Source organism: Paenibacillus mesotrionivorans, from assembly GCF_046098205.1.
GTDB lineage: Bacteria > Bacillota > Bacilli > Paenibacillales > NBRC-103111 > Paenibacillus_AR > Paenibacillus_AR mesotrionivorans.
Window position 1 is genome coordinate 61,647 of record NZ_JBJURJ010000022.1, and the last position, 19,178, is coordinate 80,824.

The following is a 19,178-nucleotide window of genomic DNA, read 5'->3' on the forward strand; positions in this document are numbered from 1 at the left end:
TCCACACTCCTTTTTAACCGATCACACGCGGCATAAATTCTTTAGTATTGACCATCCGCTCCAGCTCCTGCATCAGCGGCTGGCGCAGCTCCGGATTGCATAGGGCAAATTCCAGCGTCGTCAGGATAAAGCCCAGCTTCTCGCCCACATCATAACGTTTGCCTTGGAAATGGTACGCGAATACCTTCTGTGCATCATTCAGCTTCTGAATGGCGTCAGTGAGCTGGATTTCGCCGCCCGCTCCTTTTTCCTGAAGATCCAGGAAATCAAAAATCTCCGGTGTGAGCACATAACGTCCCATAATTGCCAGATTGGAGGGCGCCGTACCAAAAGGCGGCTTCTCTACAAAATTCCGGACCTGATACAGTAGGCCATCCTTCATAATTGGGTCTACTATGCCGTAACGCTGGGTTTCCTGGTCGGATACCGGCTGGACGCCGATGACCGAGCAGCCCGTCTTTTCATATTGGCTGATCAGCTGCTTGGTGCAGGGCTGTTCTCCGCTGACAATGTCGTCTCCCAATAACACGGCGAATGGCTCATCCCCGATGAAGCGACGGGCGCACCAGACGGCGTGGCCCAGTCCCTTGGGCTCCTTTTGACGGATATAATGGATATCCACCTTGGAGGAGCGTTGTACCTCCTCCAGCAGCTTCAGCTTGCCTTTTTCAACAAGTGTGCTCTCCAACTCGAAGGCATGGTCAAAATGATCCTCGATAGCACGTTTGCCTTTTCCGGTTACAATGATGATATCCTCGATGCCGGAGGCAACCGCTTCTTCCACGATATATTGGATCGTGGGTTTGTCGATGATGGGCAGCATTTCCTTGGGCATGGCTTTGGTAGCCGGCAAGAAACGGGTTCCCAAACCGGCAGCAGGAATAATGGCTTTTCTGACTTTTTTCATTACGGTTCCTCCTTATAAAGATAATTGGAATGTTTGCTGCGACTTATGGAAGTGGATAAAAAAACAAGCACACCTTCCTTGCCTGGTGGTGGGGAATGTAGGCTTATTTTTCCATCCACTTGGTTGTTTGTTGTGAAAAGGGCATTGAACCCGTCCTCACATCATACCCTTGACGATTAACGTCTAAGGCCCCGCGGGCCCACAGCATGACCGAGTGCCTACAGTGATACAGGTGCAGTAGACATTACCTGCCGCTTGTGACTCTTGCCGGCTGCGGCAGCCGTTATGGAAGCTTGCGGGGCTTAACGCCCTGCGTAGGAATCCAGATTGGCTTTATTAATCTTGTTAAATACCACACCCAGCAGGCGGGCATTCACATGCCTCAGGTACGCCTTCACCTTCTTGCCGGCCTCCCGTTTGACAAAACCCTGCTCCACCACGAGAAGCACCCCGTCAGTCTTGGCTGCGATAATCTGGGCATCCGTTACGGACAAGGCAGAAGGAGTGTCCAGGATAATGGTGTGGAAGTCCTTCTTCAGCTCCGCCAGCAAAAGATCCATCTGGTTCATGGTCAGAAGCTCCGCCGGGTTGGGCGGTTGGGTGCCTGACGGGATGACGCTGAGATTGGGAATGTGGGTCGGCGTTATAATCTCGGTAAGCTCCGTCTGCAGGGCCAGATAGTTGGCCAGCCCTTTTTTGTTGTCCACCCGGAGAATCCGGTGAATGGAGGAGTTGCGCATGTCGGCATCGATCAGGAGAACCTTCTTCCCCGCCTGGGATAAGGAGATGGCCAGGTTCACGGCGGTGGTGGACTTGCCTTCCCCCCGGGAAGCGGAGGTGATCATGATAATCCGCATCTCCTTGCCAACGGAGGAAAATTCGATATTGGTCCGGAGCGTCCGGTATGCCTCGGCAATGGAGGAATCCGGATTCACGTCCATGATGACCGGTTGATCAGCGGTTAAGCGTGGCATATGGTTCACCTGCTTTCAGTGGGGTATGTCGTTTCATATCCTTCTTCTCAATGGCTGTAACGGATGCCAGCACCGGTACATCGAACACCTTGAGGATGTCGTCCTCGGTTTTGATGGTGTCATCCATGTATTCCAGCAGGAATACCAGACCAACGGAGAACAAAAGTGCGATGATGAAGCTGAGCAGCATATTGGAAATAGCGGGCGAGTTGACCGGCTGCGGATTGTTCAGCATCGGGGCTTCCGTCAGAAGGGTAACATTGTTGATTTTCATGATGCGGGGAATTTCGGAACGGAAAACCTCGGATACACCGTTAACGATTTTTGCGGTCCGCTCATAGGCCAAGCCGGAGGCCGAAATCATCATGATCTGCGTGTTGTTCACCGAATACACATTGACGGTCCGGATCAGCTCATCGGAGGTAGCGTTCAGCTCTGGATATTTGGCAACTACCTTTTCCATAATGGCGGAGCTGCGGATGATCTCCTTATAGGTTTCAATCAAGCGGATGTTGTTGTTCATCGCTCCGGTATCCATGATCTCCACACCGGAATCATTGCTGAAGGTCTGATTGATGACCAGCTTGGAGGAAGCCTGGTACTGGGGGGTATACCGGTCGAAGGTGTAAAAAGCAGTCGTTGCTGTAGCAGCTGCTACACAAAGCAGGATCAGCCAGAGCCTCTTCTTCACTGCCCGCCAATAGTTTTTCAGTTCCATACCTCATCCTCACTCCCAATCTGTTAATATAATCAACTATTTCGCATGCGAAGTTACGTTTCGTATCATCGCCTGAATCTAACTTTATGATACAATTTGTATCTTGTCAACTGTAATTGAGAAAATGTCGCATTCCATCACTGGTTTTCTTTTGTTTTCATAAGTGCGCGAATGTTGTCGTGATACGGAACGAAGCAATCTATATCCACTAATTTATGTTACACATTGTATCTTGTCAATGCCACATGAGCGATTTCACAAATAGAAGCGCATACAGTTTCAATGATTACGCTTCCATATATATAGAAGAGATTTTTGTGTACGAAACCGGGATGGCCCGCCGTTGGAGACGGGGGAACGTTGAGATGGTTGCGGATGGGTGAGGCGAGCGAGGCAAGGTTGGTCACGGGAAGTCCGCGGCGGTTGGATGGGTTGGATAGGTGGGGTGTGTTGGATGGGTGGGGACGGAACGTTGGATGGATGTGATGGGTGCCGATCGGTGGGATGGGATCGTTGCGGGCGGTTGCGGTGAGGTTGGTCACGAGCGGTCTGCGGCGGTTGGGGGGCGGTTTGCTGCTCTTGTGGTCCATTATCCCTTTGGCTCAGGGAGGAAGTGCCTCTCTTGTGGTCCATTTTCCCCTTGGCTCAGGGAACGGACCAAGTAGGAGAAGAGGTTTCTCAAGGGAGTGTGCGTAACGGAACTGAGCGGCTCTTAGAGTAACTTTTGTGGAGTATTTCCGCTCTGACGGAACTCAGAAGCGCTTAGCGCCCCATGTACGCCTCTTTTACCCCAATAAAACCGGCTAAGGGCTTCTCAGTTCCGTAAGAATTTCAAAACCCCGATTTTGCTGCTGTAAGAGCTTCTGAGTTCCTTTAGAGCAGGGAATGCTTAGGTCCCATTTGCTTATGGGTACGAATTACCGTGGCGTGCCATAAAAGGAACATATTACTCTGTAACCCCAAAAAGCAGATAGACGCAGATTACTGGTAACCCCCATTAGCTCATAGACGTGGGTTGTCTGGTCCCCCATCAGCTCATAGACACTGGTTACCTATTCCCCATTAGCTCATAGACTCTAACAGGGAAACGCCTCCCCTAGGCTCCCCCTTGTCACCGCTGCCATTTGCCAACCGGGCGCCTCCCCTCCCGCAGGCAATCAAAAACCCGCCGGAAGGGGCGGGCCTTGGTAAAACCTTCACGTGATCTGCCTGATGCCGCTGTCTGCGGGTGGAGCCGGCTGATCCTTAAACTGCATCTGGTAGAGCTTGAAGTAGTGACCCTTGCGGCGCAGGAGATCCCAATGGGTTCCGGTTTCCACGACCTTGCCGTGATCCATCACCGCAATGAGGTCAGCGTTCTGGATGGTGGAAAGCCGGTGGGCGATGACGATGGTGGTCCGCCGGTGCATCAGCCGGGCAAGCGCCTCCTGGACCAGATGCTCTGTCTCCGTATCCAGCGCCGAGGTGGCCTCGTCCAGGAGCAGCACCGGCGCATCCTTCAGGATAGCCCGGGCAATGGCGATGCGCTGCCGCTGGCCCCCGGACAGGCGGGCTCCCCGCTCCCCTACCTGGGTGTCAAAGCCCTCGGGCAGCCGGTTGATAAAATCCAGGGCATTGGCCGCTTTGGCCGCCTGCATAATCTCCTCCTGGCTGGCACCCAGCCGACCGTAGCCGATGTTCTCACGGATGGTGCCGGAGAACAGGAAGGTGTCCTGGGGCACATAGGCAATAGAGCGCCGCAGCGTTCCCAGGGGAATTCGCCCCATGGGCATTTCGTCCAGCAGCAGCTCTCCCTGATCCGGCTTGTAGAAACCCTGGAGCAGGCTGAGCAGAGTGCTTTTGCCTGCTCCGCTGTGGCCTACCAGCGCAACCACCTTGCCCGCCGGAACGGTAAGATTCAGCTGCTCCAGCACCGGCACACCATCCTCATAGGTGAAGGACACATCCCGGAGCGTAATTTCAGGAGGATACGGGCCGCCGGATAAATCTTCCCCAACCGGCTCCGCAGCCGAATCCATCGCCGGCTCCTCTTCCCGCAGCATGCCGTCAGACTGCTCTATGGGCGGGGAGTTGAAGGGGGGGCTTCCTGCTGCCGTCCTGCCGGTGGGCGTGGCGGGAAGAGGGGAGCTTCCTGCTGTGGAGGATCTGTCTGCCGGTTGATCATCCTCCTCGGGGAAGCCGGGTTCCGCCTTCTCCTCCAGCACATGGACGATCCGCTCCGCAGAGGAGAGGGAACGCTGGAACCCGCCCCACAGCCCAGCCAGGCCGGACAAGGGGGCAACCATCTGGTGCATCAGATTATTGAAGGCCACCAGATTGCCCACCGACATGGTCTGCTGCGCCACAAAATATGCGCCCAGCCCCATGCTGAGGAAAAAGGTGGCGGAGCCAACAGCCGCTGAGCCTACCTGAAACATCCCCCGGATGCGGGCCTGCTTCATCTCCAGCCCCATCAGATGGTCGTTATGCTTCTCATACTGGCGGGTCATCAGACCGGCCAGGGTAAAGGAGCGGATAATGGGACTGGCGGAGAAGGTCTCATGCAAAAACCCCTGCATCCGGCTGAGATACTCCTGGATCAGACGGGTGTTCCGGCGCAGCAGCTTGCCGAACATGCTCCCCGCCACCGCTGCGACCGGGACCAGCATCAGACAAATCACGGACAGCCGCCAATTGATGGTCAGCATGTACAACAGAGATGCCAGCGCCATCAGGGGCAGCCGGATCATCTGCACCAGATTGCCGCCGATGGCGCCGTCCAGATTATTAATGTCGTTGGTCAGCCGGGAGACAAACTCGCCGGAATGGTGCCGGTTATAGTAGCGCGCCTCCAGCCGGACCATATGCCCGAAAATGGTGTTTTTCATATCCCGCTTGACCTGCTGCACCGCAGCGGTTCCGATATAGCTGGAGAGATACGTCAGCATACTGTTGATGATCACCACCAGAATGCCCTGCAGCAGCAGCTCCGTAATTTTGCCCACATTGCCGCTTAGCGCCGCATCGGTCAGCTGCTGCAAAAACCAGGTGAAGATCACGGTCATGCCGATCCCGCCCAGCATATACACAATCAGCTGAATATACAGCCATTTGCTCGGTTTGATAAAGCGCCACAAGAGGGCAATGGGCCGCTTCATCTCGCCCAGCTCCAGAAAACGCCGGAACATCCGGATCCGGCTGCCGCGCCGCTGTCTTCTCTCCACTGCGCTCATAACGAACCCCGCTTCTTCCCCGCATGGGGATGTTCATATCCGGCCTCGCGCGGTTTGCCCGCAGAAGCCGGTCCACCCGCTGCGGCCTGCCCTCCCTTCGGCTGCCGCAGACGACGCAGGCCCCGCTCCGCCCGCAAATACAGGCGGATGATCCGGGACAGCCCCGGCCGGCGCATCAAAAGCCGCCCCCACCAGCGGGCGAGGCCTTGATCCGCATGCATCACAAACCGCCTCTTGCGGATATCCGTCATTTTTCCGATAATCTGATTGGCTCTGGCGGGCGCATCCGGGTTGAGGTTGGAATCACCCTTGCAGATATACAGTGTCTCTCCCCCCGTCTCCGCCACGCGGATTAACCGGTGTCCCACCAGACGCCCGTCCGCCTCCGCCACCAGAAGAATATCCCCCAGGGAAGGACGGTCCGCCAAAGGAACAAACCGGCAGCGGTCCCCCTCCCGGATCAGCGGGCGCATGCTGGTGCCGCTGGACGGAATCTCCAGCTCTCCGATTTCCCGGATCAGTCTGGCAATGGCCTGGGTGTCAGCCTGCATGGCGGATCATTCCAATTTCCTGCATATGAAGCAGAAAAGCCTCAATATCCCCTTCCGCTTCCTTGCTGTCGATCTCATAACGCGTGGCAATATGCCCGGCCAGGGAGGAAACCGTCTGCGGCTCCTTCAGCAGACCCCAGCATACACCGCCCACCTCATTGATTTTGGTCACAGTAAATTGGTCGGGGTGCAGGATAATCCATTCCTGATCCAGCTCTACAGCCTCCGAGTCGGTTGCGCGGATAAAGGTCGCCATTAGCAGATCTCCTTCCAGAATGCGTCGTTTTTTTGAAAATACAGCTCATACGCCGGAATATTGGCAATAAGATGCTGGAACAGCTTCATGATCTTCACCGTATCACTGGGCATGTGGGGCCAATAAAAAATCTTGCCGAACAGCTCCATCATGGCAGCAGACTTCCCCAGCATGATCCGCTTGATCTCCGGGGACTGGCGGAGAAACTGGATGGCCGCCAGCTCGCAGCCGTCCCCGTGGTACGGCATCTCCAGCCCGCTGCGGAAGGGGGAGTCGAACACCGTCACCCTGCCCTCCTCCACCTTCAGGATGGTCGCTTCATCGGACAGCACCTGCCGGGGCAGGGATAGCCACGCCACAGTGGACTTGCCTGCGCCGGAGTGTCCGGCGAAGAGATACGCTTTGCCCGCCTCCATCACACACGAGGAATGGACGAGAAGCCCCCAGCCCTTGTGCACAATATAAGAGCTGTACAGGTTCATCAGGGCATGCTTCAAGGCAAAATCATCGTATACGGAAATCTGGGCCTGCCCGAAGTCTTCGGAAATCCGGATCCGGTAATCCGTCCGCCGGAAGAAGATCTCCCCCTCCTCCACCGAGGAAGCCACTTCAAAGCTGACAAAAGGCTCGCCATACCCTGCCGCCAGCTCCACCTCCAGATCAGGCGCTGCGCCGGAAACCCCGTCCAGAACCTGGAACTTGGTGCGGATATAGGCCTTCACCCATTCCGTTTCCGCCAAAAAGCGGATATGATGCTCCCCCACCCGGGTATCGATCATCGCTATCATGGTCCGTCCTCCTTCAATTCCCCTCAAAGGATGAATATTTGGCCGTATGCTCGTAGATCTGCTTTTGCGACATAATGGTATGCTTCAGGGTATCGAAAATCTGGAACTTGAAGAAGGAGACATACCGGTAATATTCCATATCCTTCACGCCGGTCTGTTTTTTGACGATGGCGGAGTAGGACCACGCCGTCTCCACAAGGGGAAAGGGCAAGGACCGGGAAGCGGGAAGCTCGGGAAACAGCCCGCAGGCAATGGACAGAGCGATTTTCACCCGTTTGGCCGTTTTATCCGATGCCGCTTCCCTCAGCAGCCGTCCCATATCGATGCGTGTCCCTGCCGCAGCCAGAATCTGGACAATATCCATCACATACTTCATGGAATCCATCCGGTGGCGCATGCCGTGCAGGCATATAAAATACAGTGTATGAGTGGGGCTAAGCTCCTTCACGTGGCGGTAGCCCGCAATCTCCCCGGCCTCCTCCCAAAATCTCCGGTCATCCAGACTGGACCAATTCTTCTTGTCCAGCGTCCAATGCAGCTCCACAGCCAAGGCATCCTGGCCCGGCCCTGTCGCCTTGGCCAGCACCACATGATTATGTACCTGCTTATCCTTTTGGAAATGGAGAGCCTCCACACATTGCTCCGCCCGCTTCAGATCCTCCGGATGGACCAGAAGATCGATATCCGAACTGGGACGTGAAGCCATATGGCCGAAGTACCCCTCCGCAAAACGGGGACCCTTCAGCGGAATCACCGGAATTGCCGCAGCCTCAAAGGCGGCGAGGATTTCCCGTTCCATTTTTTGAATATAAAGGTTTTGAACCAAGGACTGCTGGTAATCCTGCTTCAGGGCGCTCCGGAAAAAAGCGGGGGTCTCGTCAAGCAGCCCTTTTCCCCGTAAAAAATGGCAGATCTGCGGCCCCACGCCGGACAAACGGATGTCCTTCAGCGCCAGCTTATACTCCTCTTCTCCCCAAGCGGGAAGAGGCTTCCCATTTCCGAAAATCGGCTCCAGCAATGCGATCAATTGGTTCAAACCCCCCGGTCTTATCGTGATACATTTTGTATCGTGATTTTACTTTATTACAGGTCATTTCCGAAGTCAAGGCCAACTGGAAATTTTAAAGCAAAGGCGCCCTTATCGGGCGCCCGTTGGCAGCTATCGGTTATGGCCACAATACTCCTCTGACGTCGTAATCCCATCGGGGATAACGGGTGGTGAGGCCTTTGGCCTCCAGGGAAATCTTGACTCCCTCTCCCACCAGCAGATCGGGAATAGTCACTGTCACCTTCTCATTTTTCTTCACAGCCACGGTTTTGCCTTGAGAGGAGGCCGGAGCCACCAGCTGCTTGGGCTGGCTTTCACTGCCCCAATACAGCATGACGGTTTGCGCCGAATTGTAGCGGGAGACATACTGATGGTTCAGATCATAAGCCTCTCCCGCCTTCAAATCCGCATCTCCCCGCAATAAACCTGCGCAGGGATTAATTACATTTTTCCCGTTGATGGTCAATTCATTGTTGCAGGCGCCGGATTGGGCCAGGAAGGTATACCGTTCGGAAAACTGCGGGATCACGGTTCCGGCCCAACGGTAAGAGCCCGTTTTGGGCGGCAGATCACCGTTGTAGTTGATGTTGGAGACACGACGTTCATATACCTTCTTCTGGAAGGCCGCATCCTGGTAATATTCCTCCTTGAAGCTGCCCTTCTGCCTGTACGGATAGGTGCCCCAGGTGATCTTGGCGGTTCCGTCCACGTTGGAGACGAAGGTCAGCTCCGTTGAGCCGTTGGCATTTTTCTTCATGACAGGAGAGGAAATGACCGGCCCCTCCGCCGCCTCATCAATCAGGAGGAAACGGGGATAATCCACGGCATCCACCTGCACCGTGATGGTGGTATCCGTCGATTTGACGATTCCCAATCCCGAGGTGGTGCCGGTTATGGGATCATAGCTTTGAACACGGGCCCCCTTGCCGTTCACATTGGACAGGGTAAGCGTGAAGGCTTGCGGCGGCAGAGCGTATCTGGCCGGATCGGACACATTCTTCGTCGTATCCCAAACCTGGGCCACATCCCGGGTCACCACATAATACCCGATGGCAAACTTGCCGGCATCCAGCTGGTAGGGGAGGACAGCGAAGTCCTGGGACATATAAATATCCGGGTTCTCCTTGGTTCCGTTGCCCTTCACCACAACCTTGGGATTCTTCTGGGTCCATTCCTCCACCTTCAGAGGCCGCGGGTTTTCGATGTCCACACCGGGCTGCATCAGCTTGGTTACATTAGCGATGGCCGCCAGCTGTGCGCCTGCTTTGGCCCGGACGGAATCCGTCAGCACATACTTGGCCTCCGCCAGCGCCGTGAAGAAGGCCTCCGGAATCACACCCAAGGAGCCGTCGCCGCCTTTGGCCGCGTAGATGGTATAGGTCTCGATGCCCTTATGGCCGAAAAAGGCGAAGCTGCGCAGGGTTGTTTTGGCTCCCATGCTGTGCATCAGACCGGCATAACCGGGATGTATGGAGCTCACTCCCAAGGACTGGAGCGCCTTGGACCATCCCTGACGGTCGAAGTTCCCCTCCGTCATCCATACCTCCGCCTGTTTGCCGTTGCCCGGATTGGCGTAGCGGAAATGCATCGGGAACGAATTGGGGAAAGGCTGCAGATCCCGGACCACATTCTCGGTTTTGTAGCCGGAGAACCAATATTCAGGGAAGGAGGCAATATGGCTGGGTACAAAATTGCTCCCCGGCACAATCTTGTTGGCGGAATTGGGCTTCAGTGTGCCGTCCATCGTACCCAGGGCATTCAGTGTAGGTTCATCTTTTTTGGAATAGGCTTGCGGGTTAATCAAGGAGTTATTGTCCATATAACCGGTGTAATAATGACGGCTGAAGCCGCTTTGTCCTGACCACTGCTCCACTCCGTTGTCCCATGGACGCTGATTGGAGAAGCCGCTGATCACCCGGACACCCGGCAGATTGTTTTTGGAATCAGCGACAAGTGCGGCCGTATGCGGCAGCAGCACCTCGGAGCCCTTGATTTCCCGGTCCCCCTGCTTAAACGTGTGGTATTGGGAGAACTCCAGCTTGGGTGAATAATAATTGTTAATATCCAGAAAATGGGATCCAAAGGTCATTTCATTCCAGACCTCCATATCAAACCCGGCATCAGCAGAATTTCCGGTATTCATCACCCGCTTCACGAAGGAGGCCGTATTCTTCACATAAGCGAGCCAGCCGTCCAGCGTTTCCTGGGCTGCAGGGTTGGGGGTACCATCTGCAAACACCGTTCCCCCTATGGGCTGGACAATAAGCTTGTTTAATTCAATGGCACCCGCAGACAGGGCCTTGGGAAGCGGCGCAGACAACTGGCAGATTCCGGTAGCTGGATCGCAGCCGGTGATCACCGGATACATGGTCTGGTAAGCCATTCCCTTCAGTCCCGTATAACCGGGGACAATGCCGTTTATGTTGTCCACTTGGATTTCCGTGCTGTCTTTAGGGGCAGCCTTCACCAATTGAACCTTCCAGCCTTTGGTCGGAACAGGGTTGCCGGAATTGGCGTTCAGGAGAATGAGGGGACGGATGTTATGCTTTTTGAGGGCCTGCAGAATAGTGGTAAACTGCTGCTCCCTGGCCGGGTCCAGCTTGGAGGGATCATCGTAGGTGTAATTCCCCCAGTTGATTTCCACACGGGCAGTTCCGAAACCCGCCTCCGACAGAAGCTGTGCCGTAGCATCCGCTTCATCAGGACTCACATTGAAGACAATTCCCAGGGTTTCCCTCCATCTGTTGGCATCCCAGGTGTCCATATACGCCCGCCATGGCGAGTAGTAGAAGGAATGGGTGCCAAAATCAATTTCCTGCTGAATCCAGTCAGCATAAGGCATGGTCGTCCCTCCTTGTTTCGTGATGTTTTCCCCGGCGGCGAGGGCGGTCGTATCGGGGAAGATACGGGAATCTGCGGAGGGATAAAAAATAAGGACGGCAAGGAGCACAAGACATAACATGAATTTTGCGGCGGACAGCGGTTTCTTTTCCAACACAATTCCTCTCTTTCGTGCCCTCGTCATATGCTATGCCCACAGGCGGACGGGGGACTCCATTATTTGTCCCATTTAGGGACTTTTCTTTTGGAAGCAAATTTATTATGATATATATATGATACACATTGTATCGGAAAAACCGGGGAGTTTCAATAATTCCTGCTTATACCATCTCCTCGAATCGGCGACTTTATCAGGATATTGCATATTCCAAGGCATAAATCGGGATCTACTTTGGACGGAAGGCGATATCTATAATAAAAGCTTATGTATAGAGAAAGGGGTAAGATATGATCACCTGCGGGGAACAGATTACCTATTTGCGGGAGCAAAAGGGACTTACTCAGGAGGAGCTTGCTAACAAGCTGGGAATTTCCCGTTCCGCCCTCTCCCATTATGAGAAAAATCGGAGAGAGCCGGAGTTTCAGCTTCTGAGTGACATTGCGGATTTATTCGGGGTATCCCTGGACTTCCTTTTCGGGCGAACACCGAAGCATACGGATTATGAAGAAACCCGTGACCTGTAGGACATCCGATTGCCAAAAAAAAGATTCTGCAAAAATCTTGCATTTCGGCTTTACAAGTGAAAAAGGATCTTGTATATTATCTACAAAGATACATTTTGTATCTTTAATACGAGAAAGGGTGATACAATATGAAGCTGAACTATGTGAAACCGGCAGTACTGGAGCATGCTCCCATCGCTTTCGAAACAGCAGTGTCTTCCTGCAATCCTCCCAGCGTACCGGTTAATGCTCCCGGCATTGGGGATATCTGCGTGAACCCTGACCAAACCTGGGAGCCTTACAACCCGTAAGATGGCCCACTATGGACAGCGGGCATCCATATAAGGGCGTTCCCCCTTCTTTCCCCAGTTTGCCGGGGACGCCCTTGCGGGATGCACGTCTACAATTGAAGAAAAGTTCACTCCGGTCTGAGGCGTTGTCTCAGGCTTTTTTGTTTTGTGATAAACTGGTAGAAGCAACCATCATCATCCCCCAACTAGGAGGCGTTACCGGAATGGATCCCCAATGGCTGGTCTGGGCCAAGCAGATTCAGGCCATATCCCAATCGGGACTGGCCTATGTGAAGGATATCTACGATAAGGAGCGTTACGAAATGCTCCGGGAGCTTGCAATTGAGATCATGGAGCAGTATACAGACGCAGACAAGGAACATATCCGGATGGCCTTCGCCTCGGATACGGGCTATGCCACACCCAAAACCGACATCCGGGCCGTTGTGATGCAGGAGGGCAAGCTTCTTTTGGTGCGGGAGCGGACCGACGGCGGCTGGGCCCTTCCCGGCGGCTGGGCGGATATAGGGTACTCCCCGTTCCAGATAGCTGTGAAGGAAACCCGGGAGGAGTCGGGCTACGAGGTGAAAGCCGACCGGCTGCTGGCTGTATTGGACAAACAAAAACCACGGGCACCCGCCGTCCCCGTGGCATATCTACAAAATATTTATCGCCTGCTCCATTGTGGGAGGCGCCGCTGCAGCCGGCGAGGGTACCCTGGAAACCTCCGAGGTGGGCTTTTTCTCTCCGGACAGCCTGCCCCCCTTATCGGCAGAGCGCAATACGGTAGAACAGCTGCAAACCATGGTCCGGCTATATCTGGACCCCCAAGCCCAGCCATTGTGTGATTAACTCCGTTTTCAGCCCCCGCGGCGGTGCAGAAGCTCCATCTTTTTGTCCCAGGCGGCAATGCTGAGATCCACCGGGTAAACGGCCGGGTTCAGCTTGCGCAGATATTCCGGCCAGAACAGGGACAGCTGCTGCTTGTGATAGAGACGGATTTCCTCCAGAGAAGGCAGCTTCGAAACCAGCTCCCCGTCACGGAAGACGGGCTGCAGCAGGGCCATCGCTTCGTAGTCCTCCACAAACTTGTGCAGATAGGGGTGAATCGGGTCGAACAGCTTGATCCGCGCCCCCTGCTTCACATCCTCTTCCCCGTCCAGGGCAATGTAGTCCGCCTCGGCTTTCCTCGTTTTCCTGTCCACAATCCGGTACAGCTCCTTCTTGCCGGGGGTGGTCACCTTCTCCGGATTGCCCGAAACCTTGATGACCGGCTCATAGCTGCCATCCGCCTTCTCACGGGCCGTGAGCTTGTAAACTCCGCCCAAGGACGGCTGGTCTGCAGCGGTAATCAGCTGGGTCCCTACACCCCAGGCATCAATCCGCGCCCCTTGGGCCTTCAGGTTAAAAATCACATGTTCGTCCAGATCATTGGAGGCCATGATCTTGGTGTCCGGAAAGCCTGCCTCATCCAGCATCCGTCTGGCCTGCTGGGACAGATAGGCCAGATCCCCGCTGTCGAGACGGATGCCCGACAGCTTCTTGCCTTGGGCGGCCAGCTTGCGGCCTACCTTGATGGCGTTGGGCACGCCGCTTTTGAGCGTATCATAGGTATCCACCAGCAGCGTCACCTGATCGGGCAGCGCCTCGGCATAACGGAGGAAAGCCTCCTCCTCTTCGGCATGGGCCTGGACCCAGGCATGGGCATGGGTGCCCTTGGTAGGAATGCCGAAGAGCTTGCCGGCCCGCAGGTTGGAGGTGCCGTGGAAGCCGGCGATATAAGCGGCACGCGCCCCCCATATAGCCGCGTCCGCCTCCTGCGCCCGGCGGGTGCCGAACTCCAGGAGCGAATCCTCTCCTGCCACCAGTTTCACCCGTGCGGCCTTGGTGGCGATGAGGGTCTGATAGTTCATGAAGTTCAGGATCGCCGTCTCCACCAGCTGCGCCTCAAAAATCCGGGCCTCCACCCGGATCAGCGGCTCGTTGGGGAATACCAGCGTCCCCTCCGGCACCGCATGCAGATGGCCGGTGAAGCGGAACTCCCGGAGCGCATCCAGAAACTCCGGCCGGTAGTTCTCCTCCTGCTCCGCCAGGTACGCCACATCCTCTTCGGTAAAGCGAAGCTCCCGGATGTAGGCTGCAATCCGCTCCAGACCGGCAAACACGCCAAAACCGTTGCCGAAGGGCAGCTTGCGGAAATAAGCCTCGAACACCGCCATGCGGTTGTGGGTTCCCTGCACCCAATGGGCATACATCATATTGATCTGATATTTATCCGTATGAAGCGCGTAATCGCCGTAGCTCATGTTAGTCCCTCCTTTGTGTCCTTACCCTCTCTTATTCCAGGCTTCCGTTTTCCTCTGCACCCGCTGCCACTACCGTTGCTCCCAGGGTACCCCGGAAATGCCCCAACGCCCATTCATGCCCTGCCGGGTTGAAGCTGGCTACGGCATCCTCATGAACGACCAGCTGAAAGCCTTTATTGTAGCCGTCTACAGCGGTGTGGAGCACACAAATGTCGGTGCACACCCCCACCAGGTGAAGCTCGGTAATGCCCCGCTCCCGGAGACGCTGCTCCAGATCTGTTCCGCAGAAGGCGCTGTATCTGGTTTTGTCCATCCAATAGATGCTGCTCTTGTGCTGCTCATAAACCTGCTCGAGCTTTCCGTACAGCTTGCGCCCATCGGTTCCCCGGATATTATGGGGCAAAAACAGCTTGCTCTCGGGATGCCAGGGATCATTGCGCTCATGCAGATCCACTGCCATCACCACAAAATCCCCCTGCTCCGCAAAGTCCCCGGTCAGCCGGCTGATCCGGTCTTCAATGGCAATGCCCGGTTCGCCGCAGGGCAATGCCCCCGTTACAAAATCCACTGTATAATCAATCACAATCAGCGCTCGCATATGCTTCATCCTCCCTGACTGCCTGAGGCAGCTTATTTTAACAACATAATATTATACTTTTGATATTATTAATATGACATTATTAAGCGTTGGTGTCAACTAATTTAAAATTATTTTAGACCGTTTGTCACCTTTTTTCCATTCTGAGCATAAATATGTTTTGTTGAATACTGATGATACGAGGTGGAGAAACGTGCTGTTACTGGTGGACAAAAAGGACCGAGCCCATGCCGTGGCTACTCTGGACCAGATGGGACTCAATCAGATCGCCGACTGGATCAAAGCGCTGCCCGAGAACAAGTGGGAGCAGATGTTCCATTCCCGCTGGCCGACGCTGGCCAAACAATGCGGTATTTTGGAAGAAGAGCAGGTTTAGGCCCATCCTCTCTCCCATATGCCCCATCCGGCGATAATCCCGCCTTCCTTCCGGGGAATGCGGGATTTTTTTGGTATACCCGGATTACCCTGTCCGAATACGCAAAAGCCGCCAGGTGAAATTACACCCGACGGCTTCTTATTCTTTAATGGAACGAAGAGGTATCCAGCTGGGGCGGAACCAGACCTGCCATGTCATAGCAGAAGGAGCGGATCAGGAGGGCTTGGGTTCCGGCATTCATGTCGCCCTCAGCCAATCCTAGTCCAAGCGGTACGGCCTTGGGCATCTCCGGATAAAATTCCCCTTCCTTCACCTGAGCCACATTCGTGGCGGCCGGGGAATGGCCCAGCTCACGGGAGAAACCGCCGTCAGCCTGACGCAGCCGTCCCATGTTGCGGATTGTAATTTCGAGAATTTCCTCGAATTCCTCCGGAGGGATCTCCGGGCGCATGTACCCCAGCAGGTTAATGGGATTGCGGATATAGCACATATCCCGGGCGGTTTCCTCCCGCAGAATGCGGAGCATGCTCCGGTACATCACTTCCCCGCGGGGCATGGGCATTCCATAGCGGCTGTAGAAGGTCTCCAGCTTGAAGGACCCCGAAATGCGGACATATCCGCTTCCTGCACCCCAAAGCCCTGTTTCCGGATCTTGAATCCGTGCGAAAAAATCGAAGGCCCGTTTCAGATATTCCTTCTGTTCGTCCTTCGGCAGCTGGCCGATATAGGGTCCTGAGTTGCACAAACGGTCACAGCCCCGCCAGCTGTTGGTCAGCGGCATAGCATTCAACCAAGCTTCATAGGTATCCGGGGATTTCATATATTCAGGCATCGTGTTCATTTTTTGAGGAAGCGGGTACAAGGGAGCACCTCCCAGCTTGCGCAGGGCACCTACACTGTAGCTCAACGCCCGGCCCACCATCACATCGTCATCCCGCATATCGGGATTTTCTTCATAGAAATAACCGCTGGCGGAATCCTGCTTGTTCTGGAAGAAACGGATCGCCTTCTCTTTCTTCGCGGCTTCCCATCCTTCAAGCAGCCCGACCCGCTCCAGTATATTCAAGGCTTGGGAGGAGGATTCGATATCCGGAAGCTGGTTCAAGCTCCGCGAGCTGCGGGCATAGAAAAAACCGCCGCTTTCGTGATCGTACTGCCCCTTCATCCATTCGAAAAAGCCGTCAAACAACCCGTCCATTTGGTTAAGAAGCGCCACTGTCCTATCGGTAATGACCTTCTGGTTTGCCACGCCCATCGTCTCCTTCGCAGTAAAACCTCGTTGTTTTCTTCCCTTTTCGTTTCACGTGTGCAATGTGCCGGACATGCATCAGGTATACATTTTCCGGTGAAGCTCCCGGTACTGGCCCGGCGTCATTTCTTCCTGCTTGCGGAAGGAACGGATGAAATTCTGTGAATTCTGGTACTGCAGCCGTTCGGAGATTTCCTTCACCGTCATGTCCGTTTCAATCAGCCATTTCTTCGCCATAGTGAAACGGAATGCCGACAGGTAATCGCTGAAGGTCTGCCCTGTCTGATTGCGGAATACGCTGCTCAAATAATTGGCGTTGTAATGCAGCTCCGCGGCGAGGCCCTCAATGGTAAGCGGCTTGTCGTACTCCCGGTGAATCCGGTCCAGGATAATATCCGAGATGTTCTGGTACTGGGAAATCTGCCGTTCCTGGAACAAAAGAATCAGCGGATGGATAATCCGGCTCCAGAACCAGTCCTCTATTTCCTTGGCCAATGGCAGCTTCTGCAGCTCCTCATAAAGGGATTCTCCTCCCTCGATGAGCTGGTTCAACCGCACGCCGGATTCCTGAATCATCACCAGGGTGTTATTCAAAAGCTTGTTGATGGGCACCTGATACTCCTGCGGCGTCATCTCGTGCTTGAAGATCACGGTCATCAGCCGCTGCAGCAGATGTCTTGCCTTCTCCTCGTCCGCCAGGCGGATGGCATCGAACAGCTCGCTTTCCGTCAGCCACGGATAGTCCAGATTCTGCTGGGGAAGACCGCGATTCATATGGGCATAGTGAATAATAACCCCTACCCCCAGGTGGATCCGGTGCTTCAGCGCTTCAAGCCCTTCGCGGAAGGCCACGTGGGTATTCTTCAGGTCCGTAAACGGCAGACTGATGCCGATGCTCACCGTCAGCTTCAGGATGGACAGCACCATCTGCTGGATGGATTCCGTCAGCCCATAAATCCACGTATTAAACTCTTCTACGGGGAGGTCACTGCGGCCAACGATCAGCGAAACCGTGGAATCGAACACCACCGGAGCCAATCTGTACTCTTCAGGGACAAGCTCTTCTATCATATTCTGAACCGCAAACAGAAGAAGGTCAATATCTTCTTTACGGTAATGGGTCTCATCCAGCGTATCGATTTGGACTACCAATACTGAATAAGGATTCCAGTCCTTGATTTTGGACAGGTACCCGAACTGCTCCATCTTCTCCAGTATGTCCTGCTTCCGCATGGTTCCCTGGAACAGCCGGATCAGGAAAAAGTCTCTGGCCTGCTGCAAATACCGGAAGGATTCCTGCTCCAGCCTTGTTTTGGAGGTAAACAGATCCTGGAATGAGTTGCTGATGATATCGAACTCATTATCCTTGGCGGACATGACAATATTGCCGGTAGTCTGGCGTACCAGCTTCTGGATGGGTGTATACATTCTCCGGGAGAAGAACCAGGCCAGCGTCATGAATACGGCCAGCAGCGCAATCACTGTGGCAATTGTGATGTTCCTTATCTTGACGGCTTCCTTCGTCAGACTGTCGATGGATATAATGGAGACATACACCCAATTGTTCATATCCGAACGCAGATAGGTGGCGGTGTAATCCTTCTTGTCCACCTCCGTCTGATATTGGCCGCTTTTGCCCTGCAGCACCATGGTATTGGGAATAAACCCTGTGCTGCGGGCATATTGCCCGATCATCCCAGGATCATTGTGGTAGACAATCCGATCCTGGTCATCCAGAATCATCACTGTTTCCGATTGCCGCGGGGTATAATTAATGATGGACGGCATGGCGCAGCTGGAGATATTGGCGAAGGCCATCCCTGTTTTATAGGAGGAATACGACGGCAGCTTCTGCACCAGGCTGATGGTATACGGGCAAACGTCCACATTAGCCTTCATTTCGCTATAAAACCAGAGCGTGTTGTTGAGCACCCAGGAGGAATTGTTCAACAGCAGCATCTGGTTGGAAATCTGCGAATAATGAAGGTATTTATCGAATTGATAAAATCCGGAGTTCTTCATCATCCAATTCTGCTCCAGATTGACGATGACAACATCCTCCAGATTCGTATAGAAATTTTGGGTATTGAGCATCTCCTTGCGCAGGTCCTGGTACTGAATAAAGTCCTGCTCCGTCAATGCACTGCCAAAGACCCGGCTCATAGCGGAGGAATCCACCAGCTGGTTCATGGCATGCTTAACCGTTTGCAGTGTCTGCTCGACATTCGAGCTCATTTGGCTTAAAATTTGGTGTTGGCTCTGGTTAACCTGCTTCTTGATTTCCCGGGATGCATTTAGATAGGAAGAAAATCCGATAATCATGACCGGAACAATACACAGAACAAAGCTGAACACGGTCATTTTGGTCAAAAAATTGGATTTCCCCACAACCTTCACTCCC

At 54.3% G+C, this 19,178-nt stretch carries 15 protein-coding genes and 2 pseudogenes; 4 read left to right on the forward strand and 13 right to left on the reverse strand.

Annotated features, from left to right (window positions below; all coding sequences use genetic code 11):
• Positions 1–13: 13 nt before the first annotated feature.
• The 9 genes from galU to ACI1P1_RS26295 form a co-directional block, all read right to left on the reverse strand.
• Positions 14–907 carry a UTP--glucose-1-phosphate uridylyltransferase GalU gene (galU, locus tag ACI1P1_RS26255; protein WP_416219485.1) on the reverse strand — a complete coding sequence of 298 codons (894 nt, stop codon included), beginning with the start codon at positions 905–907 and terminating at the stop codon, positions 14–16.
• Between the two features lie 302 nt (positions 908–1,209).
• A complete protein-coding gene (locus ACI1P1_RS26260) occupies positions 1,210–1,881 on the reverse strand; it encodes a CpsD/CapB family tyrosine-protein kinase (protein ID WP_416219486.1) in 672 nt (223 codons plus the stop codon).
• Entirely contained in the window at positions 1,862–2,599 is a 738-nt protein-coding gene (locus ACI1P1_RS26265; protein WP_416219487.1) for a YveK family protein, read from the reverse strand. Before ACI1P1_RS26265 ends, ACI1P1_RS26260 begins: the two co-directional genes overlap by 20 nt.
• Before the next feature lie 1,196 nt (positions 2,600–3,795).
• Complete coding sequence (locus ACI1P1_RS26270; RefSeq protein ID WP_416219488.1) at positions 3,796–5,811, reverse strand: ABC transporter ATP-binding protein; 2,016 nt, start codon at positions 5,809–5,811, stop codon at positions 3,796–3,798.
• Positions 5,808–6,362 carry a S24/S26 family peptidase gene (locus tag ACI1P1_RS26275; protein ID WP_416219489.1) on the reverse strand — a complete coding sequence of 185 codons (555 nt, stop codon included), beginning with the start codon at positions 6,360–6,362 and terminating at the stop codon, positions 5,808–5,810. Before ACI1P1_RS26275 ends, ACI1P1_RS26270 begins: the two co-directional genes overlap by 4 nt.
• Entirely contained in the window at positions 6,352–6,618 is a 267-nt protein-coding gene (locus ACI1P1_RS26280) for a PqqD family protein (protein WP_416219490.1), read from the reverse strand. The genes ACI1P1_RS26275 and ACI1P1_RS26280 overlap by 11 nt, the downstream gene beginning before the upstream one ends.
• Positions 6,618–7,406 carry a hypothetical protein gene (locus ACI1P1_RS26285; protein ID WP_416219491.1) on the reverse strand — a complete coding sequence of 263 codons (789 nt, stop codon included), beginning with the start codon at positions 7,404–7,406 and terminating at the stop codon, positions 6,618–6,620. The genes ACI1P1_RS26280 and ACI1P1_RS26285 overlap by 1 nt, the downstream gene beginning before the upstream one ends.
• Positions 7,407–7,419: 13 nt before the next feature.
• Positions 7,420–8,433, reverse strand: a complete 1,014-nt coding sequence (locus tag ACI1P1_RS26290) for a nucleotidyltransferase domain-containing protein (RefSeq protein WP_416219492.1) — start codon at positions 8,431–8,433, stop codon at positions 7,420–7,422.
• A gap of 139 nt (positions 8,434–8,572) precedes the next feature.
• Entirely contained in the window at positions 8,573–11,296 is a 2,724-nt protein-coding gene (locus ACI1P1_RS26295; RefSeq protein WP_416219494.1) for a hypothetical protein, read from the reverse strand.
• Positions 11,297–11,742: 446 nt separating this feature from the next.
• Here ACI1P1_RS26295 and ACI1P1_RS26300 point away from each other — a divergent pair.
• The 3 genes and pseudogenes from ACI1P1_RS26300 to ACI1P1_RS26310 form a co-directional block, all read left to right on the forward strand.
• Positions 11,743–11,940: pseudogene (locus ACI1P1_RS26300) on the forward strand (helix-turn-helix domain-containing protein); the annotation flags it as partial.
• A 167-nt stretch (positions 11,941–12,107) separates the two neighbouring features.
• A complete protein-coding gene (locus tag ACI1P1_RS26305; RefSeq protein ID WP_416219495.1) occupies positions 12,108–12,269 on the forward strand; it encodes a hypothetical protein in 162 nt (53 codons plus the stop codon).
• A 203-nt stretch (positions 12,270–12,472) separates the two neighbouring features.
• Positions 12,473–13,100 (forward strand): annotated as a pseudogene (locus ACI1P1_RS26310) (NUDIX hydrolase).
• An 8-nt stretch (positions 13,101–13,108) separates the two neighbouring features.
• Here ACI1P1_RS26310 and ACI1P1_RS26315 read toward each other — a convergent pair.
• Positions 13,109–14,554 (reverse strand): nicotinate phosphoribosyltransferase, encoded by a 1,446-nt coding sequence (locus ACI1P1_RS26315; RefSeq protein WP_416219496.1) that lies wholly within the window; start codon positions 14,552–14,554, stop codon positions 13,109–13,111.
• 31 nt (positions 14,555–14,585) lie between these two features.
• Entirely contained in the window at positions 14,586–15,152 is a 567-nt protein-coding gene (locus ACI1P1_RS26320) for a cysteine hydrolase family protein (RefSeq protein ID WP_416219497.1), read from the reverse strand.
• Between the two features lie 193 nt (positions 15,153–15,345).
• Between ACI1P1_RS26320 and ACI1P1_RS26325 the strand changes: the two genes are divergently transcribed.
• On the forward strand, positions 15,346–15,528 hold the full coding sequence (locus ACI1P1_RS26325; RefSeq protein WP_416219499.1) for a hypothetical protein: 183 nt from the start codon (positions 15,346–15,348) through the stop codon (positions 15,526–15,528).
• Between the two features lie 145 nt (positions 15,529–15,673).
• On the opposite strand, the gene ACI1P1_RS26330 is transcribed toward ACI1P1_RS26325, so the two are convergent.
• The gene (locus ACI1P1_RS26330; RefSeq protein ID WP_416219500.1) at positions 15,674–16,777 is read right to left on the reverse strand and encodes a hypothetical protein; all 1,104 of its coding nucleotides are present in this window, start codon (positions 16,775–16,777) and stop codon (positions 15,674–15,676) included.
• Positions 16,778–16,855: 78 nt separating this feature from the next.
• Positions 16,856–19,165 carry a helix-turn-helix domain-containing protein gene (locus ACI1P1_RS26335; RefSeq protein WP_416219501.1) on the reverse strand — a complete coding sequence of 770 codons (2,310 nt, stop codon included), beginning with the start codon at positions 19,163–19,165 and terminating at the stop codon, positions 16,856–16,858.
• Positions 19,166–19,178: the final 13 nt, after the last annotated feature.

Excerpts from the sequence above, each read along its gene's own strand:
- galU (WP_416219485.1), bottom strand. The coding sequence starts at position 907 with ATGAAAAAAGTCAGAAAAGCCATTATTCCTGCTGCCGGTTTGGGAACC.
- ACI1P1_RS26260 (WP_416219486.1), bottom strand. The coding sequence starts at position 1,881 with ATGCCACGCTTAACCGCTGATCAACCGGTCATCATGGACGTGAATCCG.
- ACI1P1_RS26265 (WP_416219487.1), bottom strand. The coding sequence starts at position 2,599 with ATGGAACTGAAAAACTATTGGCGGGCAGTGAAGAAGAGGCTCTGGCTG.
- ACI1P1_RS26270 (WP_416219488.1), bottom strand. The coding sequence starts at position 5,811 with ATGAGCGCAGTGGAGAGAAGACAGCGGCGCGGCAGCCGGATCCGGATG.
- ACI1P1_RS26275 (WP_416219489.1), bottom strand. The coding sequence starts at position 6,362 with ATGCAGGCTGACACCCAGGCCATTGCCAGACTGATCCGGGAAATCGGA.
- ACI1P1_RS26280 (WP_416219490.1), bottom strand. The coding sequence starts at position 6,618 with ATGGCGACCTTTATCCGCGCAACCGACTCGGAGGCTGTAGAGCTGGAT.
- ACI1P1_RS26285 (WP_416219491.1), bottom strand. The coding sequence starts at position 7,406 with ATGATAGCGATGATCGATACCCGGGTGGGGGAGCATCATATCCGCTTT.
- ACI1P1_RS26295 (WP_416219494.1), bottom strand. The coding sequence starts at position 11,296 with ATGCCTTATGCTGACTGGATTCAGCAGGAAATTGATTTTGGCACCCAT.
- ACI1P1_RS26305 (WP_416219495.1), top strand. The coding sequence starts at position 12,108 with ATGAAGCTGAACTATGTGAAACCGGCAGTACTGGAGCATGCTCCCATC.
- ACI1P1_RS26315 (WP_416219496.1), bottom strand. The coding sequence starts at position 14,554 with ATGAGCTACGGCGATTACGCGCTTCATACGGATAAATATCAGATCAAT.
- ACI1P1_RS26320 (WP_416219497.1), bottom strand. The coding sequence starts at position 15,152 with ATGCGAGCGCTGATTGTGATTGATTATACAGTGGATTTTGTAACGGGG.